This window comes from Streptomyces sp. NPDC059524 (genome assembly GCF_042749255.1).
Classification (GTDB): domain Bacteria; phylum Actinomycetota; class Actinomycetes; order Streptomycetales; family Streptomycetaceae; genus Streptomyces; species Streptomyces xanthii.
Genome location: NZ_JBHYTK010000116.1, coordinates 1,120 through 26,156 on the forward strand (window position 1 = coordinate 1,120; position 25,037 = coordinate 26,156).

The window sequence follows — 25,037 nt, forward strand, 5'->3', positions numbered from 1 at the left end:
GGTGCGGGGGCGGGGCTGCCCCCCCCACCCCCCCCCCCCGCGCCGGGGGGCGCGGCCGGCGCCCCCCCCCCCCCCCCCCCACGCCGTTTTCCGCCCCGGACGCCTCAGGGCGAGGAGTCCGGCCAGCAGTCCCGGCCGGCGATCCGGCGCCACTCCTCGTCGTAACAGCTCGGCAGCGTCCTGCCTCGCTCGCGCCACTCCGCCATGAGCCGGGCGAAGACCGGCTCGCTCTCGGCCGCGTCCGACGGCGGACGGCTGGGCGGAATCAGCGCCCGGTGTCTCCAGCGTTCGTGCGACTCTCCCATTCCATCGCCTCTCGCTCTCCGGTGGTCTTTACCGTCCCCGTCCCCTTACCTCCCCGGCGCCCTTTCTCAATCGCCGCCTGAGGCAAAAGGGTTGCCTTTCGTCCGCGCGGCGTGACATTCCCGGACGGAAATACGAATACGCCTACCCTCGTCCCTCATTCCATCCCCTTTTCTCCGGTGGAGCGGCAATGAAGCGGAACGAAAGACGGCGCGGCCGGCGCGGCGGCCTCCTGCTCGGGGCGCTCGCCCTGGGCCTGGTGACCTTCTCCGGGGCCGCGGCCGGCCCCGTGGCGGCGGCCCTGCCCACCCGTGTCGACGTGTTCGGCACGCTGAAGGACCGGCCCGCGGCGGGCCCCGGCACCACGATCCTGCTCATGGGCACCGACGGCCGGGACACCATCTCCCGCGCCGAGAAGGAGCAGTTCCACGCGGGCGGCGTGGCCTGTGGCTGCAGCGACGTGATGATGCTCGTCCACGTCTCCCGGGACCACGACCGGATCAGTGTCGTCAGCCTGCCCCGCGACTCCTACGCGGACATTCCCGACGCCGACTCCGCGCGCACCCATCCCGCGAAACTCAACGCGGCCTATCACGAGGGTGGTCCCGCGCTCGCCGTGCGGACCATCGAATCGATGACCGGCGTGCGTATCGATCATTTCCTGCAGATCGATTTCCGGCGCTTCATGGACAGCGTCGACGCGGTCGGCGGCGTGGAGGTCTGCACGTCCCGGCAGTTGACCGACTCCGCCACCAAGCTCGACCTCGCCCCCGGACGCCACCGCCTCGCCGGCGGGCCCGCGCTCCAGTACGTGCGCTCGCGTCACGTCGACAACGCCGCCGACCTGGGCCGCATCCAGCGCCAGCACCGCTTCCTCGTCAACACGCTGCGCGGCGCCGGTCTGCGCGACGCCCTCGCGGACCCGGGCCGCGCGATGGACCTCGTCTCCACGGTGCTCGGCTCGGACGCCCGCGTCGACCAGGGATTCGGCCCGGACCAGCTGCTGTCCCTGGCCCGCGACCTGCGCCGCGTCCCGCTGTCCCGTACGGAGTTCGGGACCGTGCCCATCGCCGGGTTCAACCCGGTGATCGAGGGCGCCGGATCCACGCTGCGGTGGGACGAGGAGCGGGCCGGCGAGCAGTTCCGGGCGATGCGCGAGGACCGGCCGCTGACGCCCGCAGATTCGCAGACGCAGCCGCTGGACCCGCCGGACATGAAGGTCCAGACGGTCGTGCACGGCGACACCCTGGACTGCGACTGAGCCCGCGCTGACCTGGCACTGGTCTGCGACAGGGGACCGCTGTGTTCGAACGGTGATAGGCCGAACGGGTTCCCGGGCGCAACTCCCGTGACGTTGCAGAGTTGTTCAGCCCGGACCCCGCAATCAGGGTTCACCGTTCTGAAGGGAAAGCACATGAAGAAGCTGTGGGCATCCGCCACGATCGCGGCGTCCGTCGCCGGCCTGGCAGCGGTGGCCGCCCCGCAGGCCATGGCCATCGGTGACGACACGGGCACGACGTCGCTGTCCGGCAACGGCGCCGAGCAGTCCTTCGGCAACTCGGAGACCGAGGGCGACATGAGCCCGCAGCTCGGCCTGGTCCAGGGTTCCCTGAACAAGCCCTGCATCGGTCTCCCGGCGAAGGCCAACGTCGGTTCGGTCGTCGGCCTCCTGGTCCCGGTCGCCGTCCAGGACATCAACGTCCTGTCCTCGCCGCAGAACCAGCAGTGCACGGAGAACTCGACGCAGGCCAAGGGCGACGAGGCCCTGTCGCACATCGTCGACGACATCCCGGTTCTGTCGGGCAACGGCGTCGCGAACCACTGACGTCCCGCGCACGGACACACCTGAGGGGCAGCCGCTGTGGTGCGGCGGCCCCTCTGTCGTGCTGTTCCCGCGGGCTTTCCTGTGGAGTTATCCGACCGCGGGGAGCAGGTTGGTGACGGGGGCCACGAGGTCGGTGGCCTGGTGGAGCTGGTTCAGGTCGTTCAGGTGGCTCAGGCCGCTCAGCTGCTCGCGTGCGGTGGGCAGTTCGGCCTTGTGCTCGGCCGGGACGCCCAGGGTGGAGACCTGGTCCAGGGTGGCGATGGGGGAGATGGGCTCCACGCCGGTGAGCGGGGCGGCCTGCGCCGCCGGGGCGGCGAGGGCGCCGGCTCCGACGGCGAGCAGGGCGGCGGTGAGAGCGCGTCGAGGTGTGATCATGCATCTCTAACGCTCCGCCCGCCGCGCCGGACACGGTCCGCGCCGGCCGCCCACCCGGCAGGCGCACGCCCGGCCGGTCACTGCTGGGGCTCGCCCTGGAACTTGGCGGCGGACCAGAAGTAGCCGAGGACCGCGAGGCCGAGGCACCAGCCGACGGCGAGCCAGCCGTTGTGCCCGATCTCCGTGCCCTGCAGCAGTCCGCGCAGCGTCTCGATCGCCGGGGTGAACGGCTGGTACTCGGCGATCGGCTGGAACCAGCCGGGCATCGAGTCGAGCGGGACGAACGCGCTGGACAGCAGCGGGAGCAGGATCAGCGGCATCGCGTTGTTGCTCGCGGCCTCCGCGTTGGGGCTGATCAGACCCATGCCGACCGCGATCCAGGTGAGCGCGAGCGAGAACAGGACGAGCAGGCCGAAGGCGGCGAGCCACTCCAGGAGCGTGGCGTCCGTGGACCGGAAGCCGATGGCCACGCCCACGGCGCCGACGAGGACGACACTGGCCACCGACTGCAGGACGCTGCCGATGACGTGCCCGATGAGGACCGAGCCGCGGTGGATGGCCATGGTGCGGAAGCGGGCGATGATGCCCTCGGTCATGTCGTTGGAGACGGAGACCGCGGTACCGATCGTGGTCGAGCCGATCGTCATCAGCAGGATGCCGGGGACGATGTACGCGATGTAGGCGTCGCGGCCGGCTCCGCCGCTCATGGTGTCGCCGAAGATGTAGACGAACAGCAGGAGCAGCATGATCGGCGTGAGCAGCAGGTTCAGGGTGAGCGACGGGTAGCGCCTGGCGTGCAGGAGGTTGCGGCGCAGCATCGTCGAGGAGTCACGTACGGCGAGGGCGAACGAGCTCATGTCAGGCCTCCTGGGTCAGGGTCTTGGTCTGGGGCTTGGGCTGGGCGGGGACTCCGGCGCCGCCGCCGGTGAGGGCGAAGAAGACGTCGTCGAGGTCGGGGGTGTGCACGGTCAGCTCGTCGGCCTCCACGCCGGCCGCGTCGAGCCGGTCGAGGACGGAGCGCAGGGCGCGCTGGCTGCCGTCGCTGGGGACCTGCAGGGCGAGGGCCTCGTCGTCGGCCGCGGCGCCGGCGAGGGCGGCGGCCGCGCCGCGGTAGGCGGCCGGGTCGGTGAAGCGGAGCCGGACGTGGCCGCCGGGGACGAGCCGCTTGAGCTCGTCGGCGGTGCCCTCGGCGGCGATCGTGCCGTCGTGCAGCACCGCGATGCGGTCGGCGAGTTCGTCGGCCTCTTCCAGGTACTGGGTGGTGAGCAGGACGGTGACGCCGCCGTTCACGAGCTCGCGGATGATGCCCCACATGGTGTGGCGGGAGCGCGGGTCGAGTCCGGTGGTGGGCTCGTCGAGGAAGATGATGCGCGGGTCGCCGACGAGCGTCATGGCGATGTCGAGGCGGCGCTTCATGCCGCCTGAGTAGGTGGACGCGGGCTTCTTCGCGGCGTCCACGAGGTCGAAGCGTTCGAGGAGTTCGGCGGTGACGCGGCGGCCCTCGCTCTTGGAGAGGTGCTGCAGGTCGGCCATGAGGAGCATGTTCTCCTCGCCGGTGATGAGTCCGTCGACGGCGGAGAACTGGCCGGTCACGCCGATCGCGGCGCGCACCGCCTGCGGGGCGGTGGCCAGGTCGTGGCCGCCGACGCGGACCGGGCCGCTGCCCGGGTCCGCGGAGACGAGGGTGGAGAGGATCTTGACGGTGGTGGTCTTGCCGGCGCCGTTGGGGCCGAGCAGGGCGAAGACCGATCCCCGCGGGACGGCCAGGTCGACGCCGTCGAGCACGGTCTTGTCTCCGTAGGCCTTGCGCAGTCCGGTCGCCGAGATGGCCAGGTCGGTCATGGCGGTTCGCTCCTTGGGTGGGTGAGGGTCTCAGAGGGCGCGGGCGGTGATGTCGCCGTGCGAGGTGGTGGCGCGGATGGTGACGTCGGGGGTGCCGCCGTCGTGGACGAGGGAGTTGGCGACGCGGCCGTAGGAGGTGCCGGCGTCGAGCGTGGCGTTGCTGCCCTGGGCGGTGTCGACGGTGATGTCGCCCATCTCGGTCTTCAGGTCGAGGTCGCCGCGGGCGGCCTCGGTGACGGTGATGTCGCCCTTCTGTGTACGGACGTGGGCGGGGCCGGTGAGGCGGCCGAGGGTGATGTCGCCGGCGGCGACGGTGACCCGGGCGGCGCTGCTCTCGTCGACCTTGACCGTGGCGCGGGCGGCCTCGATCGCGAGGTCGCCGAGCCGGCCGACACCCCGGACGTCCGCGTCGGCGGCGTCGATGACGACCGGCGAGCCGGCGGGGAGCTGGACGGTGATCTCGACGGCGCCGGACGGGCCGAAGAGGCGGTTCTTCGGGTCGCGGGCGGCGATGCGCAGGGCGCCGTCCGCGTAGCCGACCTCGATCTCCTCGGCGGCCTTCACGTCGCGGCCCTTGGACGGGTCGGCGGGGCGGACCTCGACGACGGTGTCGGCGCGGTCCGCGGCGATGAGCTGCAGGCGGCCGGCGGGGACGGCGAGGGTGGTGTGGACGGGGTTCGGGGTGTCGAACTTCTGCATGTGACTCACTCCTGCGGTGGGTGTCCCGTGTGTTTCTGACATCGAAAACGCTACGTTGCATTCATGATGCTGGCAACAACGTTGTTGCGTCAAAACCCAGTAACCGCAGGTGAGTAGCGGGATTTCATTGCAATGGTTCTGCGGGGAACGCAACGCGTCGCACGGTATTGCGTTGCAATGGAATGACGGTGAACGCTAAGGTGGCGTCCGCGGACAGCGCGCGGGCAGCACCGACGACCACGAAGGAGGCCGCGATGCCGGGCGGCAGGCTCACTCAGCAGGAGCGTCAGCAGATCGCACAGGGGCTGGGCGACGGCCTCGCCTACGCGGAGATCGCCCGGCGCCTGGAGCGCCCGACCTCCACGATCACCCGCGAGGTCATGCGCAACGGCGGCCCCACCGGCTACCGCGCGGACCTCGCCCACCGCGCCACCGAGCACCGCGCCCACCGCCGCAAGGCGGCCGGCGCCGCCGCGGGCCAGGCCGGGCCCGCCGGCGACGGGCAGCGGGCCGACGCCGTACGCGCCTACGAGGAGACCCTGACGACGGTCTTCATGGCGTCCGGCACACCCCGCATGATGGCCCGGGTCATGGCCTGCCTGGTCATCAGCGAGTCCGGCAGCCTCACCGCGGCCGAACTCGTCCAGCGGCTCCAGGTCAGCCCGGCGTCCGTCTCCAAGGCCGTCACGTTCCTGGTGGGCCAGGACCTGGTGCGGCGGGACCGCGACGAGCGGCGGCGCGACCGCTACTCCATCGACGACGACGTCTGGTACCAGTCCATGATGGCCAGCGCCCGGTCCACCGCCGAGATCGCCACGACGGCCCGCCAGGGCACGGGGATCCTCGGCCCCGACAGCAGGGCCGGGGTCCGCCTGGAGAACATCGCGCGGTTCCTCGACTACGTGTCCGAGAGCCTGGTCCGCGCCTCCGACCAGGCCCGCGACATACTCACCGCCCGCCGCGAGGCGGAGGACGGGCAGGCGTAGGAACGCCGACGGCCCGCCCTCGGAAGTCCGGGGGCGGGCCGTCGGTTCACGTGGCCGCGCGGCAAGGGGCGATCCCACGCCGGGCGGTCGCACTCGCCCGGGTGATCCCTGCCGCGCAGAGTCAGGCTAGCCCCGGGGCGCGCCCGGTCCGGGGAGCGACAGGCGGGGCATTTCGCGGACCGGGCCGCCGGTGGGTCCTAGCGGGCGATGTCCGCGTAGCCCTCGATGTCCTGCGGCGGGCGGGAGCCCGGGCCGATGTAGCGGGCCGAGGGGCGGACCAGGCGGCCCGTGCGCTTCTGCTCCAGGATGTGCGCGCTCCAGCCGGCCGTGCGGGCGCACGTGAACATCGACGTGAACATGTGCGCGGGCACCTCGGCGAAGTCGAGCACGATCGCCGCCCAGAACTCCACGTTCGTCGCGAGCACCCGGTCCGGGCGGCGCGCGTGCAGCTCGGCCAGCGCCGCCTTCTCCAGCGCCTCGGCCACCTCGAAGCGCGGGGCGCCCAGCTCACGGGCGGTGCGCCGCAGCACGCGGGCGCGGGGGTCCTCGGCCCGGTAGACGCGGTGACCGAAGCCCATCAGTCGCTCGCCCTGGTCGAGCGCCCGGCGCACGTACGCCTCGGCGTCACCGGTCCGCTCGATCTCCTCGATCATGCCGAGGACGCGGGAGGGGGCGCCGCCGTGCAGCGGCCCGGACATGGCGCCGACCGCGCCGGACAGGGCGGCGGCCACGTCGGCGCCGGTGGAGGCGATGACGCGGGCGGTGAACGTCGAGGCGTTCATGCCGTGCTCGGCGGCCGAGGTCCAGTACGCGTCGACCGCCGCGACGTGCTTGGGGTCGGGCTCGCCGCGCCAGCGGATCATGAACCGCTCGACGATCGACTCGGCCTTGTCGATCTCGCTCTGCGGCACCATCGGCTGCGCCTGGCCGCGGGCCGACTGGGCGACGTACGACAGGGCCATGACGGCGGCGCGGGCCAGGTCGTCGCGGGCCCGCTGCTCGTCGATGTCGAGCAGCGGTTTCAGGCCCCACACGGGCGCCAGCATCGACAGCGCGGACTGCACGTCGACACGGATGTCACCCGAGTGGACGGGGATCGGGAAGGGCTCGGCCGGCGGCAGTCCGGGGTTGAAGGCGCCGTCGACCAGCAGCCCCCACACGTTCCCGAACGACACGTGGCCGACCAGATCCTCGATGTCGACGCCCCGGTACCGCAGGGCGCCGCCCTCCTTGTCCGGTTCGGCGATCTCGGTCTCGAACGCGACGACTCCTTCGAGACCAGGTACGAAGCTGGGGTCGAAGTCGGACATCAGGCGGCTCCTCTAGATGCGTGATGCGTGGACGGGGGCTGGGGTGCGCGATCGGATCCACGGCCAGGGGACGTGCGGCTCGCGGTCCGGGTCGGTCACACCCGTGATGCCCCGTTCGGCAGGCGGTCACCCAACCCTCGGGTCTCTGGACCATAACTCCCGGTGCCACGCTTGGCGAGAGTTGGTGGCACTCAGTGCCATGGCTCACCTTCGGGGTACGGGCACGGGTACGGCAGGATGACGCCGTGAGCGCCCACGACGACCTCGACCCCGACCCCGCCTTCATGCGGGAGCAGTACCGCACGCACGACGGCGGTCTGCTCGAGCCCGATCTCGCCCCGCACCCCATGGACCAGTTCGCCCGCTGGTTCCGGCAGGCGGCCGAGCCCGGCTCTCCGCTCGCCGAGCCCAACGCCATGGTGGTCTCCACCGCCGACGCGAGCGGCCGTCCGGCCTCCCGCACGGTGCTCCTCAAGTCCTACGACCACGAGGGCTTCGTCTTCTACACCAACTACGGCTCCCGCAAGGCCCAGGACCTGGACGTCAACCCGCAGGTCGCGATCCTCTTCCCCTGGCACCCGATGGGCCGTCAGATCCATGTCGCCGGCACCGCGGTGCGGACCTCCGCCGAGGAGACGGCGGCGTACTTCCACTCCCGGCCGCACGGGTCGCAGCTCGGCGCCTGGGCCAGCGCGCAGTCCTCCGTGATCGGGTCGCGGGCCGAACTGGACGCGGCGTACGGGGAGTTGGCGCGGCGCTATCCGGTGGGGTCGGACGTTCCCGTGCCGCCGCACTGGGGCGGGTTCCGGGTCGCCCCGGAGGAGATCGAGTTCTGGCAGGGCCGCGAGAACCGCCTCCACGACCGGCTCCGCTATGTCCGGGTGCCGGGGGGCTGGCACGTGGAGCGGCTCAGTCCTTGAGGGGGCGGGTCCGTCGCCGGGTGCGGGTGGGTGGGGGCTGGTCGCGCAGTTCCCGCGCCCCTCATGAGGCTGCGCCTCATCGGGGAAATGCGCCCGAAGGGCATGCATTTCAGGGGCGCGGGGAACTGCGCGAGAAGCCCCACCGGGCCGCACCCGCCCAGGGCGCCGAGGAGAAACGGCGGGTCACCGTCCGGCCAGGACCCCGTCGAGGAACGGCTCCACGACCTCCCGCCACGCCAGAGGCTGGTCGTAGTGGACGAGATGCCCCGCGTCGGGCACCTCCGCGTACACCCCCCTGGGAAGGACCCGCACCATCTCCTGCGCCTCGGCCCGCCCCAGCTCCCCGTCCAGCCCCCGCACGACGAGCGCGGGGCACCGCACCCCCGCCAGTTCCTCCCAGTGCGCGTCCCGTACCCACGTCGACCGGGCCGCGAGCATCTGGCGCCGCGAGAACACCGGCCGCCACCCGTCCTCGGCCTGCGTCATGACCTCCGCGTAGAACTCCCCGCGCGCCGGATTGGGCCGCTCCACCCAGGGGTCGTCCTCGCCGAACCACTTCCGTACGTCACCGAGCGTCGCGAACGGCAGCGGCCACGCCCGGAACCAGTCCTCCCACTCCCGCTGGGACGCCGCGCCGAGCGCCGAGGCCCGCATGTCGCAGATGACGAGGCCGCTGACCAGATCGGGCCGGCGCGCGGCGAGCTGCCAGGCCGTCAGCGCCCCCATGGAGTGCCCGACGAGCACCGCCGGGCCGAGCCCGAGTCCTTCGAGCGCCGCCTCCGCGTCGAGCACGTAGGCCTCACGGTCGAAGGGGCCCTGCTCGGGTTTGTCGCTCTGGCCGTGCCCGCGCTGGTCGAGCGCGACGGCGCGGCGCCGTTCGGAGAGCCAGCGCGCGGTGCCGGCCCAATGGGACGCCCGGCCCATCAGGCCGTGCAGTAACAGCACTCCGGGAGCCTGGCCGGCCTCGCCCGTCTTGGGCGGGTCGGCGAACTCCCAGGCGGCCAGCCGGACCCCGCCCGCTCCGGTCACGTCGATGCGTCGCGCCATAGGCCCCGGCACCCCCTCGTGGTCACGCCTGCAGTCGCTGATCCGCGTACGTTATCGAACTCGCATTCGAGAACGGGCGGCGTTCCCGTCACACCCCTCTTTTGAGTGACAACGCTCAAGGAATGACCTGCGTCGCCGAGGGGATCTCTTCAGCGGGAGGCGGACCGCTCGGGGAAAACGGTCCGAGGGGGACGACCCTGGGAGCTCGGGGCTCCGGGTCGGAACAGGGGAGGACAGGCCCCGGCGCCGCGAGGCGCCGGGGCCCTCTGCCGACACCCCGCTCCCCACACCGCGGACCCCACGCACGCCGAACGGCCGGTCCATGCTGGCCCCCTCCGGTCCCCAGACTCAGGCCCTACGCTCACGCGACAGCGTGGCACGCAAAACGCCCGAGCGCTGCGATTCCGCACACTGAATCCTGCTTTCAGTGCGCCGCGCGCGCCCCGCGCACGCGGCGAACAAGCGGTACCGCCGCCCGGGCGCCCCGGAAAGCCAGGCTCAGCGCTTCGCCACGAACACGTGCGAGGCGATGTCCGCCTCCAGCTCCGCCGCCTCGCCGCTGCTGCCCACGAGCACCCCGCCCGGCGACTGCGTCACGCTGACCACCGAACCGGGCTGCACACCCGCACGCCGCAGCGTGTACATCAGCTGCGCGTCCGTCTGGATCGGCTCACCGATGCGCCGCACGACCACCGTCTTGCCGTCCGCACCCGTCTCCAGGTCCGCCAGCGAGACCATGCCCTCGTCCAGGAACGGGTCCGCCCCGTCCTTCTCGCCCAGCTCCTCCAGACCCGGGATCGGGTTCCCGTACGGCGACTCCGTCGGGTGCCGCAGCAGCTCGAGGACGCGGCGCTCCACGGCCTCGCTCATCACGTGCTCCCAGCGGCAGGCCTCCGCGTGCACCTGCTCCCACTCGAGGCCGATCACATCGACCAGGAGACACTCCGCGAGCCGGTGCTTGCGCATCACGCGCGTCGCCAGCCGCCGGCCCTCGTCCGTCAGCTCCAGGTGCCGGTCCGCGGCCACGGCCACCAGGCCGTCCCGCTCCATGCGCGCCACGGTCTGGCTCACCGTCGGCCCGCTCTGGTCCAGACGCTCGGCGATCCGGGCGCGCATGGGGACCACACCTTCCTCCTCCAGCTCGAGGATGGTGCGGAGGTACATCTCCGTCGTGTCGATCAGTCCGGACATACGTGCCCCTCGTGTAGCTCTCTAGCTCCGCAGCCGCTCCGCTGGCGTGCCGCGCAGCGCGTGCGCTGGCCCTGCCGTCAATTCTGACGCATACCGCCGACAACCGTGCCGCGCCGGGGAAACAGCGCCCCGAACCGCCACGGGCCCGTACGAAACAGCCACAGCCGCGCCTTTGTTCCGCCCCGCCGACACCACAGGTGCCGTATTGACACGGCACTGGTCCAGACCGCACGGTGATCCGCGACAGACGCGATCCGCGACGGGCGCGGACACGCCGCGTCACCACCGAGGGGTTACGCCGATGAGCGAGAGCAAGCTGGCCGCGCAGTACCTCGACACCGCGATCGGCCTGCTGCGCCGCATCCGCGACGAGGAAGCCGACTCCGTCGCCGCCGCCGGCACCCTCCTCGCCGACACCGTCGTCGCCGGCGGCCGCCTCTTCGCGTTCGGCGCCGGACACTCCTCGCTCGCCGCCCAGGACGTCGTCTACCGCGCCGGCAGCCTCGCCCTGATGAACCTGCTCGCCGTCCCCGGAGCCGTCGGCGTCGACGTCATGCCCGCCACCCTCGGCTCCGCCCTCGAACGGGTCGACGGACTCGCCGCCGCCGTCCTCGACTCCAGCCCCGCCCGGGCCGGCGACGCCCTCGTGATCATCTCCCTCTCCGGGCGCAACGCCCTGCCCGTCGAGATGGCCATGAACGCCCGCGCCCTCGGCCTCAAGGTCATCGGCGTCACGTCCCTCGCCTACGCCACCGGACCCGACGCCCCCAGGTCCCGGCACGTCTCCGGCACGTACCTGCGCGACCACTGCGACATCGTCCTCGACTCCAAGATCGCCGTCGGCGACGCCGAACTCACCCACGACGGCGTGGACGCCCCCTTCGCCTCCGCCTCCACCGTCACCACCAGCGCCCTCATGCAGTCGATGCTGGCCACCTGCGCCGAATCCCTCGCCGACCGCGGCATCCAGCCCCCGCTGCTCCGCTCCGGCAACGTGGACGGCGGCCACGACTGGAACGCCAAGGTCTTCGAGCAGTACAAGGACCGCATCTTCTACCAGCACTGACCCGCGGCGGAGAGCCCTACGACGGCCGGGTCGCCGCCGCCAGATCCACCGCCGCCGCGATCCGCACCGCCACACCCTCCGCGTACACCGCGTCACCCCGCTCGAACCGGGACCGCCCCGCCCCGCGCAGGAACGTCACCACACCCAGCGTCCGCCCCCGGCTGCGCAGCACCGCGCACAGCGCGAACCGGCTGTCCTGCGGCCACTGCCGCGCCGCCGCCCACTCCGCCCCGCCGTCCCCCTCCGGCGCCCCGGCCCGCACCGAACCGGCCCGCTCCGCGCACTGCAACGCCGGATGCCCCGCCCCGTACCGCACGGGCAGCGCCCCACGCGTCACCAGCAGACTCGGGCCCGGCGCCCCCGCAGGCGTCGCCGCGGCCCGCACCAGCCGCACCGGCTCCTCACCCTCCGCGCTCACCACCAGATCGATCAGCGCGTGATCGGCGAACCCGGCCAGCGCGAAGTCCAGATGCGTCGTCGCCGCCTCCGCCGGGTCCTCGCACTCCGCCGCCGCCCGCGCCGCCCGGTGCAACTGCTGCGTCCGGAACCGCAGCGCCGCCGCGTCCTGCTCCGCCCGCCGCGCCTCCGTCACGTCCTCGAACAGCCACGCCACCCCCAGCGGCACCGGCTCCTCCGCCAGCGGCGACGACAGCCGTACGAAACCACTGCGCCAGCAGCGCCGCTCCGGCTCACCCCGCTCCGAGCGCACCGTCACCCACACCTCGGCCGGCGCCGGCGGCGCCCCCTCCGCCAGGACGTGCGCCAGCGCGCTCTCCAGCTCCTCCACACCCTGCGACACCAGATCGCCCAGCGGCCGCCCCAGCACCGCGCTGCGCCCCGAACCGAGCGCCTTCGCCGCGTGCGCGTTCACCAGCGCGGGCCGCAGATCCGCGTCGACCAGGACCACACCCCACGCCGTGGCGTCCTCGAACAGCGCCTCGCTCAGCGCGATCGACCGCTCCAGATCGATCTGCGCGTGCACCTCGCTGAACGCGCAGTACACCCCGGCGGGCTCCCCGCCCGGCCCGCGCACCGCCGCCGACTGCGTCCGTACGAGCACCCGCCCGCCGCTCTTGGTCACCAGCGCGAACTCGTGCACCTGCCGCCCCGGCGCGTGCATCGCGGACAGCAGCCGCTCCTGCACCTCCGCCGCGTCGGCACTGCGCACCGCCCAGCCCGCGAACCCGGCCCGCCCCACGGCCTCCGCCGCCGACCAGCCCAGAATCCGCTCGGCCTCCCGGTTCCAGTGCGTGACGACACCGTCCGCGTCGAACGCGCACAACGCCGCGTCCATCCCGTCCAACAACGCGGCCAGAAGATCGCCCCCGTCCCGCTCGGGCTCGTCCTCGGGCCCGAGCGCGTCGGTGGCCCCGCTACGCCGTGATGCACTCACCTGGCACCCCCTCCACCTCATTCAACTTGAACGTGACGCACCCCACACCATGTTCCGTCAACTTCCTGACGCTCTTCGTGCACCGTCCGCGGATCTTCCCTCCTCGGTCGGCGACGACGTGGTGCTCCTCGGCGGCGGTGGCGCCTAGCACGCTCGATGCGTCGGAATCAGCGAAACCGGGCGTAGTTCCCGCCTTCGTGGCCAGGGCCGGGGAACGCCCGTGCGGTCGCCCGGGGGAGCCATAGCGTTCCCGGCATACGCAAGAAGGGAGGCCACCTGTTCCCCGGTCGAACAGACCGAAGGGTGGCCAGCCCCAGTCATCGGCAAGAAGGAGTTGCCCCGCGATGACTACGTTCACGGCAGGTGAGCAGACCCACCCCGGCGTGCTTCCTCAGCGCCGGGCTCTGGAATCCGTGGGAGCAGACAACCCTGGGAGCAGGGACGAAACGGCTCACGGACGCCCCGGCGCAGCCCGGGACGCCGGCCGGGAACATGGGCGAGGGGAGACCGGCGGGAGCGGCAGCGAACCCCGTCGGCGTCACACCGGACCATCCGTCGCCGCGGCGACGGGTGAACCGGTAGCCAACGGAGGCGGTGACGCCCCCGAAACCACGCCCGGCTCATGGAAGCCGAGCACCAGCCGGGTCTTCGTGCACGACAGGCACGGGCAACCACTCATGCCCTGCCATCCCGCACGCGCGCGAGAGCTCCTGGGCAAGGGACGGGCCGTGATCGTGAGACAGACCCCGTTCACGATCCGGCTGCGGGACCGGACGGTCTCCCGGTCTCAGGTCGACGGCGTACACCTGCGCATCGACCCCGGCTCCAAAGGCACTGGGATGGCCCTCACGGTGGACAGGCATGAGCACGCCGGCGACGGCCGCACCCACCTGGTCCGCCGAGGTCTGATGGCAGTCGAACTCCGTCACCGGAGCGAGCGCATCAGCCTCTGCATGCGACAGCGCGCGGGGTTTCGCCGTCGGCGGCGCTCGGCCAACTGCCGATACCGAGCCCTCAGGCGGGACAACCGCACCCGGCCCGCCGGCTGGCTCCCGCCCTCCCTCCGGCACCGGGTCGACACCGTCGTGTCACTGGCCCGACGCTTCTGCCGCTACGCACCCGTGACCGAGATCCACGTCGAGAGCACGGCGTTCGACACACAATCGATCAGTTCGGGGCGCCGACTGCGCGGAGCCGAGCACCAGCAGGGAACACTCGCGGGCACGGACGCCCGGACCTATCTGCGTCAGAAGTGGGGCGATGCCTGCGCCTACTGCGACGCCACGGACCTGCCGCTCAACATCGAGCACATCCACCCCCGAAGCCGCGGCGGGTCCGACCGGATCGCCAACCTCGTTCTCGCCTGCGTCCCCTGCAACCAGGCCAAAGGCGCCCAGCCCATCCGCGGGTTCCTCGCCACCGATCCCGAGCGGCTCGCCAGGTTCATCGCCCAGACGAAGCCCACACTGCGGGACGCCGCCGCGATGAACTCCACCGGCAAGCCACTCCTCAAGGCGCTCACGTCACTGGGTCGGCCGGTGCACGCCTGGACCGGAGCGCAGACGCACACCAACCGGGAGCTCCTCGGCCTGGTCAAGTCGCACACCCTCGACGCACTCGTCGTGGGCCCGCTGGGTACAGACGCGGATGAGAAGACCGTCGTCGTTCCACGCCAGATTCTCGTGATCACGGCCACCGGCCGCGGCTCCTACGCTCGCACGACCCCGGACCGCTTCGGATTCCCGCGCCTCAGGCGCGACCGGCGCAAGCGTCACTTCGGCTACGTGACCGGAGACCTGGTGCGTGCCACCGTCCCCGACGGCAAGTGGGCGGGGATCCACACCGGTCGCATCTCGGTACGCGCCCGCGGCCAGCACAGTCTCGCCACGCCGCAGGGCCGCATCAATGTCTCGTACCGCTGTCTGAGCCTGCTCCAGCGCGGCGATGGCTATGGCTACGCATTCCGGTCGGAGGTGGGTCCGGTGGCCGGTTCTCCTGTGTCCCGTAAAACCGGTTGAAGGTCTCGGCGCAGGTTCCTAGGCTGTGCTGCACAGAGGAAAGGAGGTGGTTCGGAGCATGTATGTACGCCGGACGTCTGAGGTGACTGCGGGCTAGCGGCCCGACGTCGCATCTCGAATTCGGCGCCGGACCCGCGCGTGTGCACGCGCGCAGCCGGCCCCATTCCCAAGCAGTCACCCGACCCGCGAGCCGCCGGTACGTCCGGCCGGCTTCCGACCGTCTCGTACGGGAGGAACCAGGCTCGCGGGTCGTCTGCGTTCTCAGCCCTTGCTGACCGCCGTCAGGATCTCCGGGAGGCGCTCCGCCGTGCGGGGGGCCGCCAGGCGCAGGCCCAGGAGGGTCGCGGCGGTGCCGTAGGCCGCGCCCGCCGGGAGCAGCAGCCAGGACCAGTCGGTGTGGTCCGTCGCGTGCAGGGCGATCGTCAGCGCGAGGACCGGGGCGCACAGCACGGCCGCCGCGACCATGCCGCCGAAGATCGAGATCCAGGCGAGGCCCGCCTGGCCGGGGGCGACGTTCTTGTAGCCCTCCTGCGGGATCGAGTAGGGGAAGCGGGCCGAGGTCCACGCCCCGGTGGCCAGCATCGCCCCGAGCAGCGCGAAGGAGAGGCCGAGGACCTCGGGCAGCTCCTGCCAGGCGTCGAGCAGGGCGCTGGTGAGGACGGTGACCAGGGTCGCGTAGGGCAGCGTGATCACGAGCAGGGCGAGGGCGCGGGCGCGCAGTTCCGCGTAGGCGTCGCGCGGGGAGGCGATGGTCGCGGCGACCATCCAGAACGCGGAGGTGTCCTGGCCGAACTGGTTGTACATCTGGATGCCGAGCATGCCCGAGGCGAAGCACGCGAAGTAGGCGGAGCCGGTGCCCTGGAGGGCGTTGAAGACGGGGACGATCATGCCGATGGCCAGGGACGTGATCCAGGCGGCCTTGGTCTTCGGGTCGCGCCACACGTAGCGCAGGCTGCGTTCCATGACGGTGCCGGTGCGGCCGTCCGGGAAGAGGCGGCGGCGGGGGGTCGCGCGGCGGGAGGGTTCCGCGGCCTGGAGCGTCGAGCCGTCGGGCGCGGTCATCAGGCGGGTCAGCGCGCGCCGCCAGACGAGGAGCAGCGCGGCCAGTGCGGCGGCGGTCAGGGCGAGCTGCGCGGCCGCCGGGCCGTACGCGCCGCGGCCCGCCGCCTCGACGGCGCCGATCGCCGACGCCGGGGGCACCCAGCGCAGCACGTCCGCCGCCGGGTCGAGCGCGCCGAGTCCGCCGGCGCGGCCGAGGCGCTGGGCGCCGAAGTTGACGAGCTGGGCGCCGAGCGCGATGACGAGGCCGCTGAGCACGGCGAGGTCGCGGCCCTTGCGGCTGGTCAGCAGGCGGGTGTTGGCGGCGGCGACGGCGCGGGCCAGGGCGACGCAGACGAGGACGGCGAGCGGTACGGCGAGCAGGGCGACCGCGGTGGACGCCGCCCCGTGTCCGACCGCGTAGGCCGCTCCGGCGGTCAGGCACAGGGTGAAGACGGGGCCGATCCCGACGAGGGAGGCGACGAGCAGGCCGCGGACGAGGGGGTCCGGGCGCAGGGGCAGCATCACGAGCCGGGTCGGGTCGAGGGTCTCGTCGCCGCTGGGGAAGAACAGCGGGAACACGGCCCAGCCCAGGGCGAGCAGCGCGAGCAGGACGACGCCGACGGTGGTCGCGTGCCGGTTCCCGTGGAGCAGGACGAGGCCGAGGACGACGAGCGCTCCGAACAGCACGGAGACGAGTGCGGACGCCGCGTAGGCGACGCGCCGGCCCGCCGACTGGCGCAGGCCGTTGCGCAGCAGGGCCCATTTGAGGCGGACGAGGACCCCGGTCACCGGACGGCTCCGCCCCCGCCCAGCCAGTCCAGGGAGCTCCCGGACGGGCTCCCGGACGCTCCGACCAGCTCCAGGAAGGCCTCCTGCAAGGACGCCGCGTCGCCCTTCACGTCCGCCAGGGGTCCCTGTGCCCGGATGCGTCCCGCCGCCATCACGGCCACCCAGTCGCACAGCGACTCGACCAGTTCCATGACGTGCGACGAGAAGACGACGGTGGCTCCGGAGCGGGTGAAGCGTTCGAGGACGCCGCGGATCGTCTGGGCGGAGACGGGGTCGACGCCTTCGAAGGGCTCGTCGAGGAAGAGGACTTCGGGGTTGTGGAGGAGTGCGGCGGCGAGGCCGATCTTCTTGCGCATGCCGGTCGAGTAGTCGACGACGAGTTTGTGCTGGGCTCCGGCGAGGTCGAGGACGTCGAGGAGTGCGGCGGCCCGCCGGTCGACCTCGGCGCCGGGCAGCCCCCGCAGCCGCCCGGTGTACGCGAGGAGTTCGCGCCCGGAGAGGCGCTCGAAGAGGCGCAGTCCCTCGGGCAGGACCCCGATGCGGGCCTTGACCTCGGCGGGGTCGGCCCAGACGTCGTGCTCGGCGACGTGCACGGTGCCCCGGTCGGGCCGGAGCAGGCCGGTGACCATGGAGAGGGTGGTGGTCTTGCCCGCCCCGTTGGGGCCGACGAGGCCGATGAACCGGCCTGCGGGCAGCGTGAGTTCGATCCCGGCGACGGCGGTCTGCCGGCCGAAGGACTTCCATAGGTCGTGGACGCGTACGGCCGCGTCCACGGCTGCGTCGGTCAACTGTGCCCGCCCTTCATCGGCGTCGTCGTGCGACAGCGTCTGCGGCTGCGTCCGAGTTCGGGACGGCCTTGACGTCTGGGCACGATACGTCGGCCAAGGGCGGGGCACAGGGAGGCGGCACGGGCCCGTCCTTACGGGCGGCGCCCCTCGCGCCCGCACGCGTAGGCGAGCGGGGAGACGAGCTCGTCGGCGTCGGGCAGCCACCGGTTCGCGGCGGTCGGCCGGCAGGCCCACTGCACGGCGCCCTGGCTGCCGAAGCGGGTCGGGGGTGCGGCCACGTACTGGCCCTCGCCGAGCGTGACGAGGTCGAGGGAGGCCGGGGGCCAGCCCAGCTTGCGTACGAGGTCGGGGACCTTGGCGGTGGCGCCGGGCAGGACGAAGAACTGCATGCGGCGGTCGGGCGTGCAGGTCACGGGGCCGAGCGTGAGCTCCATGCGCTCCATGCGGGCGAGCGCCAGGAAGCCGGCGGTCTCGGGCACGTCGATGGCGTCGAAGGTGCGGCCGGTGGGAAGAAGGATCGACGCCTTGGGGTGTTTGGACCACAGGCGGCGCGCGCCGGTCGCACTCCCGGTCGCCTGGGTCGCCCAGTCGGGCCGCGCGGCGTGCGCGCCGGGCGTGGGGCACGCGGCGTCGTCGCACGAGCAGCGCTGCACGCCCTGCTCGAACTCCAGCCAGGTGCCGGGGAACACGTCCCAGTGCCGCTCTTCCGCGTAGCGCACGGCCGTGTCCAGGAGGGATTCACCGCGCTGGGGCGGGATCTGCCCGGTGGGGGTGACGGGTGAGGTGACGTCCGAGGTGCCTGCGATGGTCTCTTCCACGACGTTCTCAACTCCCGCCGTCAGCTGGGGTTACGGGGGCACGTACGGGTGGCTCCGGAGCATCGTTCCCGCACGTGGGGCGCATGGGTGCACGGTCGGGGGCGCGCGGGCGGGACGGCAGCGGGGGAGGGGTAGTCATCCGGGGACGGGGCGGACCTCCGCACGTCGGGCCGGAGCCGGTCCGTCCCCGTTATGCGCCATTAACCACCGTTCATGAGCAGATGTGGTGCATCTTCCCGTTTCGTGCAGGGCAGTCATTCCACGACCGGCCGTGATCCGCACGGCAGGCCATCCGGACGGGCACAGCAGGGGGTTACGTCATGGCCGCACGGCCTCTCGTCGCGCGACAGCCCAACGAACGGCTGCAGGCGCTCATCCAGGAGGCGGGCTGCTCGAACGCCGGCCTGGCCCGCCGCGTCAACATGTGCGGGTCCGAGCACGGACTCGACCTGCGCTACGACAAGACGTCGGTGGCCCGGTGGCTGCGCGGGCAGCAGCCGCGCGGCCGGGCGCCCGGCATCATCGCCGAGGCCCTGGGGCGCAAGCTCGGCCGCACGGTCACCATCGACGAGATCGGGATGGCCAACGGCAAGAACCTGGCCTCCGGCATCGGTCTGCAGTTCTCGCCGACGGTGCTCGGCGCCATCGAGCAGGTGTGTGAGCTGTGGCGCAGCGACGTGGGGCGGCGGGACTTCCTGTCGGGCTCGGCCGTCGCCTCGTCCGCGCTCGTCGAACCCAGCAGGGACTGGCTGATCTCCGTACCGGACTCGCAGGTCGCGCGGTCGGCCGGGCCGCGGGTCGGGGTGTCGGACGTGGCGGCCGTGCGCGCGATGACGCAGGCGCTGACCGATCTGGACCACCAGTACGGGAGCGGGCATGTGCGCCCGGTGGTGGTGCACTACCTGAACAGTGTGGTGAGCGGGCTGCTCGCGGGCTCGTACCGGGAGGCGGTGGGGCGCGAACTGTTCGCGGCCGTCGCCCGGTTGACGGAGCTCGCCGGGTACATGGCCGTCGACACCGGGCAGCCGGGGCTCGCCCAGCGGTACTACATCCAGTCCCTGCGGCTCGCGCAGGCGGCCGGCGACCGCGGCTACGGCGGGTACGTGCTCGCCGCGTCGATGAGTCATCTGGCCGCGCAGCTCGGCAATCCGCGGGAGATCTCCCAGCTCGCCCGCGCGGCTCAGGAGGGGGCGCGCGGGCGGGTCACACCGCGCGCGGAGGCGATGTTCCACGCCGCCGAAGCGCGCGGTCACGCCCTGCTCGGGGACGAGCGCTCCGCGCACGGATCCATCGCGCGGGCGCTCGCCGCGATGGAACTGGCCGAGGGGCAGCGCGGATCCGGTGACGACCCGGCGTGGATCGGCCACTTCGGGCCCGCCTATCTCGCCGACGAACTGGCGCACTGCCACCGGGACTTGGGTCAGGGGCGGGACGCGGAGCGGTGTGCGCGCGAGGCGTTGGACGGGCATCCCGCGTCCAAGGCCCGGCGCCGGGCGATCGGGCTCGTGCTCCTGGCGACGGCTCAGGCGCAGCAGCGCGAGGTGGAACAGGCCTGCCACACGGGACTTCGGGCCGTCGAGCTCCTCGGCACCCTGCGCTCCAACCGCGGTGCGGAGTACCTGGAGGACCTCAGGGCGCGGCTCGATCCGTACCGGGAGGAGCCGGTGGTACGGGAGTTCGGGGCGCGCGTGGAGTTGCAGGCGGCCTGATTCCCACAACAGCGTCACCGGGGCCTGTTTTGTTACTCCCGTCACGGGGGAGGTTCTCGGGATTTGAGGTGCGTAGCACGGGCGTGCGAGGACCCGGTAGCGTGAGCCGACGATTCCGACTTCCCCCATACGTAGGAGTCCCGGTGACGCAGCACAGCGGCCAGAACGGCCAGGGCGGACAGGGCGCGGGCCCGCACCTTCCGCAGGCCCGACAGGCGCACGAGGGTGTCGTGCTGCCCGCCGACGGCTCCGAGCCCCTGATGCCGGGCACGTACGGCGACCCGGCGCCTCCGGCCGCGCCCGCGGGTCCCGCCGGTGCCGCGCCCTGGGGCCAGCCGTGGGGGCCGCAGTCGCAGCAGGCGCAGGACGCGGGTCCGATGCCGTCCTACGAGTGGGGCAGGCCGGAGGCGCAGCAGCACGGTGGCGGCGGGATGCCGCCCGCACAGCAGGCCCAGGCCCCGCAGGCTCAGGCCCCGCAGGCCCAGGCTCAGCAGCCGCCGCACGTGCCGCAGCAGCCGCAGTCGCCTCACATGCCGCAGCAGGCGTACGGAGCGCAGCAGTCGCAGCAGGCGTACGGGGCACAGCCGCCCCAGATGCCGCAGCAGCCGCAGGCTCACCAGCAGGCCCAGCAGATCCCGCAGCAGCCTCAGGCTCACCAGCAGCCCCAGCCCCAGCCCCAGCCCCAGCCCCAGCCCCAGCCGCTGCCGCAGCAGTCGCAGGCCCCGCAGCTGCCGCCGCAGCAGATGCCCGGCGCGGGGCCGCTGCCGCCCGCCGCCCCGGCAGGCGCCGCCTACGACGGTGACGCCACGCAGTACATCGCGCCCGTCGCCGCGCAGCAGCCGCCCGCCGCCGCCCCGCTGCCGCCCGAGCAGCCCGCCGCCGACGCCACCCAGTTCCTGGGCCGCGCCGTGAACCGGCAGCCGATGCCGGGCGCCCTGCCCGACGCGGTGCCCGGCGGCCCCTCCGACAGCGAGGCCACCCAGTACATACCGCCCGTCCCCGGTGGCCCCCAGGAGCCGGCCTACGGCATCCGCCCCGGCGCCCCCGGCGACCGTCAGCCGCCCGCCGAGTTCGACGCCCTCTTCCGTACGGAGCCGGAGGGCCCGGCCGCGTCGACGCAGCAGATGCCGCGCTTCGACCCGCACGCCCAGCAGGGCCCCCCGCAGCAGCCCGGCGTCCCGCAGTACCAGGACGCGTACGAGCCCGAGCCGTCCCGCCGCAAGGCCCGGACCGGGTCCAAGCTGCCGATGGTCGCCGCGGTCGGCGTCGGCCTGCTCGTCGTCGGCATCGGCGCGGGCGCCCTCCTCGGCGGCGGGGGCACGGACGACGACAAGACGGACCAGACCAAGACCGTCTCCGACGCCTCGTCGGCCTCGACGGAGCCCTCGCCGAGCGTCGACCCGGCCAAGGAGCAGGCCGTCGCGCTGGACAAGCTGCTCGCCGACTCCAACAACAGCCGCGACTCCGTGGTGCGCGCCGTCGCCAACATCGGCGCGTGCAAGGCCCTGCCGCAGTCCTCCAAGGACCTGCGCGACGCGGCCACCCAGCGCAACGGCCTGGTGACCCGCCTGAACGGTCTGGCCATCGACAAACTCCCGAAGAACGCGGAGCTGAAGGCCGCCCTGACCAGCGCCTGGAAGGCGTCCGCCTCGGCGGACAGCCACTACGCGGCCTGGGGCGACCAGGTCGCGGGCAAGAAGGGCTGCCAGAAGGGCCACGCCCGGCCGACGCCGCAGCGCCGAGCCGGCGACCGGGCCAGCGGGACGGCCTCCACGCAGAAGAACCAGGCCGCGAAGATCTGGAACGAGATCGCGGACCAGTACCAGCTGACCCGCCGCACCGCCGTCCAGCTCTGACGGAAGGGCGGCGGGCCGCGGTGCCGCGCCGGGCGGTGGGTCAGGAGGCCTTCGCGAGGGTCTGCGTCAGGTCCACCGCCGACTTCCGGGTCGCCACCAGGCGGCCCTTCTCCACCCGCTGGAACGTGACCCGCGCGTTGACCAGGCGCGGGAAGTCACCCGCGTCGGACATGTGGTCGTAGCCCCAGCGCAGCGGCGGGGTCAGCCCGCCGGTGTCCACCTGGAGCCCCTCGTCGAGCGCCGAGCTGACCGCGCGCGCCGTCACCTCGCCGTCCCCGAGCGACCCGACGGCCTGCCGCAGCACCTCGTACGCGATCCAGGTGGTCTGCACGCCCGCGTCCGCCGGGTCGATCCGGTTGTCGTCGAAGGCCTGCTCCTTGATCACGCGCTTCATCCCGTCCCAGCGCGCGTCGTCCGACGCCGGGTACCAGCCGGTCACGTACGCGCCCTCGTAGGGGCTGCGCGCGCCGCCGGTGCGGTTGATCGTGGACTGGTCGATGCTGCCGAGGACCGTCGCCGTGCGCACCGCCGGATAGCTCGCGCGCAGCCGGCGGAACGAGTCGAAGAACGTGTTCGTGCGCTCGCCGAGGACCGCCGCGACGCAGCCCTCGCGGCCGAGGCCGGCGGAGCTCGCCGTGGTCAGCGCCTCGCGGGCCTTGCCGCCGTAGTCGGTGGCGTCCTCGGGCGCGCGCAGGTCGGCGACCGCGCCCCGGTCGCGCTCGGCGAGCCCGGCGTTCAGGAGCGGCACCAGTTCGTCGCCCGCGATGGTGTCGGGGCGCACCAGGACGGTGCGCGCGCAGCGCTCGGCGAGCTGCCGCCCGTTCCCCGCGAGCAGGGCGGCCTGGCCGCCGTTGACGGGATAGGACAGCGGGCTGGTGAACTCGGCGTCGGTCGTCCCGTACCCGCCGATGTACGGGATCCCCGCGGACTCCAGCGGGGACAGGAACGCCCGCCCGTGCTGGCTGTACGAGCCGACGACGGCGACGGCGCCCGCGTCGGCGGCCTTGCGGGCGCACTTGGCGGCGCCCACGCTGTCGTCGTGGTCGTTGCAGGTCAGGACCCGGAGCCTGCGGCCGCCGAGGCCGCCGTGCGCGTTGGTCCAGCGGGCGTAGGCGCGGGCCATCGCGGGCATTCCGGGCATGTTCGTCGCGTCGGTCTTCTCGGGCGCCCAGGTCATCACCGTCACGGTCCGATCCCCGGAGCCCCCCGTGGCTCCAGGGATCAGGCCGCAACCGGCGACCAGGGCGCCGCCCGTGACGACTGCGGACAGAGCGGTGAAGGTGCGCTTGATGGAGGTGTGTCGCCGGCCGGTCATGTGCCTGCACGATTCCGCCGCATCCCGAACCGGCCGGTGACCTGCGGTCAACGGCCGGTGACGCGGAGGTGAATTACGGGGGCCGATCGGGCCGCTCCGGCCCGGGACGTACGATCGATGACCGTGCAAAGCTCGGAGAACTCTTCCCGCCGCGGCCGTCGCTCCACGAAAATGGGCGGCATGCCACTCAACGACATGCCGTGGTGGCGCTGGCGCAGCAATGTGCGCTCCGCGCTGCACATGCTCTCGGACCCGGTCTTCCAGCGGGAGGTCTGGCTCGCCGGTGTGGACGGGTACGGGGACGTCACCGATGCCGTGTACCGCCTGGTCGAGGACACCTGGCTCGACAACTGGTCCGCCGAGAAGTACGTCGGGACGATCTTCCGTGACGCGCAGGAGGCCGCGCTCGTCGACGCGGCCGTGCTGCGGGTCCTGCGGATCATGCACCAGGTCGGGCCGGACGCCCCTGTCTCCGCGTACCTCGATCACCCGGAGTGGGGCGAGGCGGTGGCCGCGTCCCGCGAGGCGCACGTCCGGCTCGCCGTGAGCGACGGGGACGAGCCCGACGCGCCTCCGCGCACGCTCGAGGTCCTGCGGATCATGACGCGGGTGGCCTAGGCAGGGGCCACGGGCCAGGGGCCAGGGGCGGCTCATGGCGGTCGCCGGGGTGGCGGTCCTGTGGTCCGTTCCTCGGGATGGCGTCTCACCGGCGCCCGGCCTTGTGCGAACCTTGCCCCTATGAATGCGCAGTCCGCACCCGTTCCCGGCTCCGAGCAGTACGTCCTCACTCTTTCGTGCCCCGACAAGCAGGGCATCGTGCACGCCGTGTCGAGCTATCTCTTCATGACCGGCTGCAACATCGAGGACAGCCAGCAGTTCGGTGACCACGACACGGGACTGTTCTTCATGCGGGTCCACTTCAGCGCGGACGCGCCGGTCACCGTGGAGAAGCTGCGGGCCAGCTTCGCCGCGATCGGCGACTCGTTCCAGATGGACTGGCAGATCCACCGGGCCTCCGACCGGATGAAGGTCGTGCTCATGGTCAGCAAGTTCGGGCACTGCCTGAACGACCTGCTGTTCCGGGCGCGGATCGGGGCGCTGCCCGTCGAGATCGCGGCGGTCGTCTCCAACCACACCGACTTCGCCGAACTCGTCGCCTCCTACGACATCCCCTTCCACCACATCCCCGTGACGAAGGACACCAAGGCGGCGGCCGAGGCGCAGCTCCTCGAACTGGTCCGGTCCGAGGGCGTCGAGCTCGTCGTGCTCGCCCGGTACATGCAGGTCCTCTCGGACGACCTGTGCAAGCAGCTCAGCGGGCGGATCATCAACATCCACCACTCGTTCCTGCCGAGCTTCAAGGGGGCGAAGCCGTACCACCAGGCGCATGCGCGGGGTGTGAAGCTCATCGGGGCGACCGCGCACTACGTCACCGCGGACCTCGACGAGGGGCCGATCATCGAGCAGGAGGTCGAGCGGGTCGGGCACGACGTCACGCCGGACCAGCTTGTCGCGGTGGGGCGGGACGTGGAGTGCCAGGCGCTGGCGCGGGCCGTCAAGTGGCATGCGGAGCGGCGTGTTCTGCTGGACGGACGCCGCACGGTGGTCTTCGCCTAGGGATCGTCGCGGGGTGCGGGTGCGTGGGGGCTGGTCGCGCAGTTCCCCGCGCCCCTGAAATGCAGACGCTTCGCGTCGCATTTCCCCGATGGGGCACCGCCCGATGAGATCGCGCACGAAGTGCGCATC

At 72.7% G+C, this 25,037-nt stretch carries 23 protein-coding genes; 10 read left to right on the forward strand and 13 right to left on the reverse strand.

Going from position 1 to position 25,037, the window contains the following annotated elements; genetic code table 11:
* Positions 1–104 precede the first annotated feature (104 nt).
* Positions 105–305 carry a hypothetical protein gene (locus ACFW9D_RS27235; RefSeq protein ID WP_188337574.1) on the reverse strand — a complete coding sequence of 67 codons (201 nt, stop codon included), beginning with the start codon at positions 303–305 and terminating at the stop codon, positions 105–107.
* Positions 306–493: 188 nt separating this feature from the next.
* Between ACFW9D_RS27235 and ACFW9D_RS27240 the strand changes: the two genes are divergently transcribed.
* Complete coding sequence (locus tag ACFW9D_RS27240; protein ID WP_384625907.1) at positions 494–1,564, forward strand: LCP family protein; 1,071 nt, start codon at positions 494–496, stop codon at positions 1,562–1,564.
* Between the two features lie 153 nt (positions 1,565–1,717).
* Positions 1,718–2,128: a rodlin gene (locus ACFW9D_RS27245; RefSeq protein WP_384625910.1), complete on the forward strand. Its 411-nt coding sequence runs from the start codon at positions 1,718–1,720 to the stop codon at positions 2,126–2,128.
* A gap of 87 nt (positions 2,129–2,215) precedes the next feature.
* Here the strand turns inward: ACFW9D_RS27245 and ACFW9D_RS27250 are convergent, their stop codons facing one another.
* From ACFW9D_RS27250 to ACFW9D_RS27265, 4 genes are all read right to left on the reverse strand, one after another.
* Positions 2,216–2,503: a hypothetical protein gene (locus tag ACFW9D_RS27250; RefSeq protein ID WP_188337571.1), complete on the reverse strand. Its 288-nt coding sequence runs from the start codon at positions 2,501–2,503 to the stop codon at positions 2,216–2,218.
* A gap of 77 nt (positions 2,504–2,580) precedes the next feature.
* Entirely contained in the window at positions 2,581–3,360 is a 780-nt protein-coding gene (locus ACFW9D_RS27255; RefSeq protein WP_188337570.1) for an ABC transporter permease, read from the reverse strand.
* Between the two features lies 1 nt (position 3,361).
* Positions 3,362–4,345: an ATP-binding cassette domain-containing protein gene (locus ACFW9D_RS27260; RefSeq protein ID WP_384625914.1), complete on the reverse strand. Its 984-nt coding sequence runs from the start codon at positions 4,343–4,345 to the stop codon at positions 3,362–3,364.
* Positions 4,346–4,375: 30 nt separating this feature from the next.
* Entirely contained in the window at positions 4,376–5,044 is a 669-nt protein-coding gene (locus ACFW9D_RS27265; protein WP_188337568.1) for a DUF4097 family beta strand repeat-containing protein, read from the reverse strand.
* A gap of 254 nt (positions 5,045–5,298) precedes the next feature.
* On the opposite strand from ACFW9D_RS27265, the gene ACFW9D_RS27270 reads away from it, so the two are divergent.
* Positions 5,299–6,030, forward strand: a complete 732-nt coding sequence (locus tag ACFW9D_RS27270) for a helix-turn-helix domain-containing protein (RefSeq protein WP_384625941.1) — start codon at positions 5,299–5,301, stop codon at positions 6,028–6,030.
* A gap of 197 nt (positions 6,031–6,227) precedes the next feature.
* Here the strand turns inward: ACFW9D_RS27270 and ACFW9D_RS27275 are convergent, their stop codons facing one another.
* Entirely contained in the window at positions 6,228–7,340 is a 1,113-nt protein-coding gene (locus ACFW9D_RS27275) for a citrate synthase 2 (protein ID WP_384625917.1), read from the reverse strand.
* A 284-nt stretch (positions 7,341–7,624) separates the two neighbouring features.
* Between ACFW9D_RS27275 and pdxH the strand changes: the two genes are divergently transcribed.
* Complete coding sequence (gene pdxH / locus ACFW9D_RS27280) at positions 7,625–8,260, forward strand: pyridoxamine 5'-phosphate oxidase (RefSeq protein ID WP_384625944.1); 636 nt, start codon at positions 7,625–7,627, stop codon at positions 8,258–8,260.
* A 183-nt stretch (positions 8,261–8,443) separates the two neighbouring features.
* On the opposite strand, the gene ACFW9D_RS27285 is transcribed toward pdxH, so the two are convergent.
* Positions 8,444–9,307 (reverse strand): alpha/beta fold hydrolase, encoded by an 864-nt coding sequence (locus ACFW9D_RS27285; protein WP_384625920.1) that lies wholly within the window; start codon positions 9,305–9,307, stop codon positions 8,444–8,446.
* A 498-nt stretch (positions 9,308–9,805) separates the two neighbouring features.
* Positions 9,806–10,498 carry a metal-dependent transcriptional regulator gene (locus tag ACFW9D_RS27290; RefSeq protein ID WP_188337565.1) on the reverse strand — a complete coding sequence of 231 codons (693 nt, stop codon included), beginning with the start codon at positions 10,496–10,498 and terminating at the stop codon, positions 9,806–9,808.
* Between the two features lie 301 nt (positions 10,499–10,799).
* On the opposite strand from ACFW9D_RS27290, the gene ACFW9D_RS27295 reads away from it, so the two are divergent.
* Positions 10,800–11,564 (forward strand): SIS domain-containing protein, encoded by a 765-nt coding sequence (locus ACFW9D_RS27295; RefSeq protein WP_188337564.1) that lies wholly within the window; start codon positions 10,800–10,802, stop codon positions 11,562–11,564.
* Between the two features lie 16 nt (positions 11,565–11,580).
* Here the strand turns inward: ACFW9D_RS27295 and ACFW9D_RS27300 are convergent, their stop codons facing one another.
* Positions 11,581–12,957, reverse strand: a complete 1,377-nt coding sequence (locus tag ACFW9D_RS27300; protein WP_223206017.1) for a PAS domain-containing protein — start codon at positions 12,955–12,957, stop codon at positions 11,581–11,583.
* Between the two features lie 344 nt (positions 12,958–13,301).
* On the opposite strand from ACFW9D_RS27300, the gene iscB reads away from it, so the two are divergent.
* On the forward strand, positions 13,302–14,975 hold the full coding sequence (gene iscB, locus ACFW9D_RS27305; protein ID WP_384625923.1) for an RNA-guided endonuclease IscB: 1,674 nt from the start codon (positions 13,302–13,304) through the stop codon (positions 14,973–14,975).
* A gap of 261 nt (positions 14,976–15,236) precedes the next feature.
* Here the strand turns inward: iscB and ACFW9D_RS27310 are convergent, their stop codons facing one another.
* From ACFW9D_RS27310 to ACFW9D_RS27320, 3 genes are all read right to left on the reverse strand, one after another.
* Complete coding sequence (locus ACFW9D_RS27310; protein WP_384625926.1) at positions 15,237–16,805, reverse strand: transporter; 1,569 nt, start codon at positions 16,803–16,805, stop codon at positions 15,237–15,239.
* Positions 16,802–17,593 (reverse strand): ABC transporter ATP-binding protein, encoded by a 792-nt coding sequence (locus tag ACFW9D_RS27315; RefSeq protein WP_384625929.1) that lies wholly within the window; start codon positions 17,591–17,593, stop codon positions 16,802–16,804. The genes ACFW9D_RS27310 and ACFW9D_RS27315 overlap by 4 nt, the downstream gene beginning before the upstream one ends.
* 131 nt (positions 17,594–17,724) lie before the next feature.
* Positions 17,725–18,411 carry a bifunctional DNA primase/polymerase gene (locus tag ACFW9D_RS27320; protein WP_384625932.1) on the reverse strand — a complete coding sequence of 229 codons (687 nt, stop codon included), beginning with the start codon at positions 18,409–18,411 and terminating at the stop codon, positions 17,725–17,727.
* A gap of 320 nt (positions 18,412–18,731) precedes the next feature.
* Between ACFW9D_RS27320 and ACFW9D_RS27325 the strand changes: the two genes are divergently transcribed.
* Both ACFW9D_RS27325 and ACFW9D_RS27330 read left to right on the forward strand, forming a co-directional pair.
* On the forward strand, positions 18,732–20,120 hold the full coding sequence (locus tag ACFW9D_RS27325) for a transcriptional regulator (protein ID WP_188337560.1): 1,389 nt from the start codon (positions 18,732–18,734) through the stop codon (positions 20,118–20,120).
* Positions 20,121–20,263: 143 nt separating this feature from the next.
* Complete coding sequence (locus ACFW9D_RS27330) at positions 20,264–21,976, forward strand: hypothetical protein (protein WP_384625934.1); 1,713 nt, start codon at positions 20,264–20,266, stop codon at positions 21,974–21,976.
* Between the two features lie 40 nt (positions 21,977–22,016).
* Here ACFW9D_RS27330 and ACFW9D_RS27335 read toward each other — a convergent pair whose 3' ends face one another.
* On the reverse strand, positions 22,017–23,291 hold the full coding sequence (locus tag ACFW9D_RS27335) for an ABC transporter substrate-binding protein (protein ID WP_188337559.1): 1,275 nt from the start codon (positions 23,289–23,291) through the stop codon (positions 22,017–22,019).
* A gap of 117 nt (positions 23,292–23,408) precedes the next feature.
* Between ACFW9D_RS27335 and ACFW9D_RS27340 the strand changes: the two genes are divergently transcribed.
* Entirely contained in the window at positions 23,409–23,909 is a 501-nt protein-coding gene (locus tag ACFW9D_RS27340) for a hypothetical protein (protein WP_188337558.1), read from the forward strand.
* 120 nt (positions 23,910–24,029) lie between these two features.
* Entirely contained in the window at positions 24,030–24,908 is an 879-nt protein-coding gene (gene purU / locus ACFW9D_RS27345; RefSeq protein WP_384625938.1) for a formyltetrahydrofolate deformylase, read from the forward strand.
* The last annotated feature ends 129 nt before the right edge of the window (positions 24,909–25,037 follow it).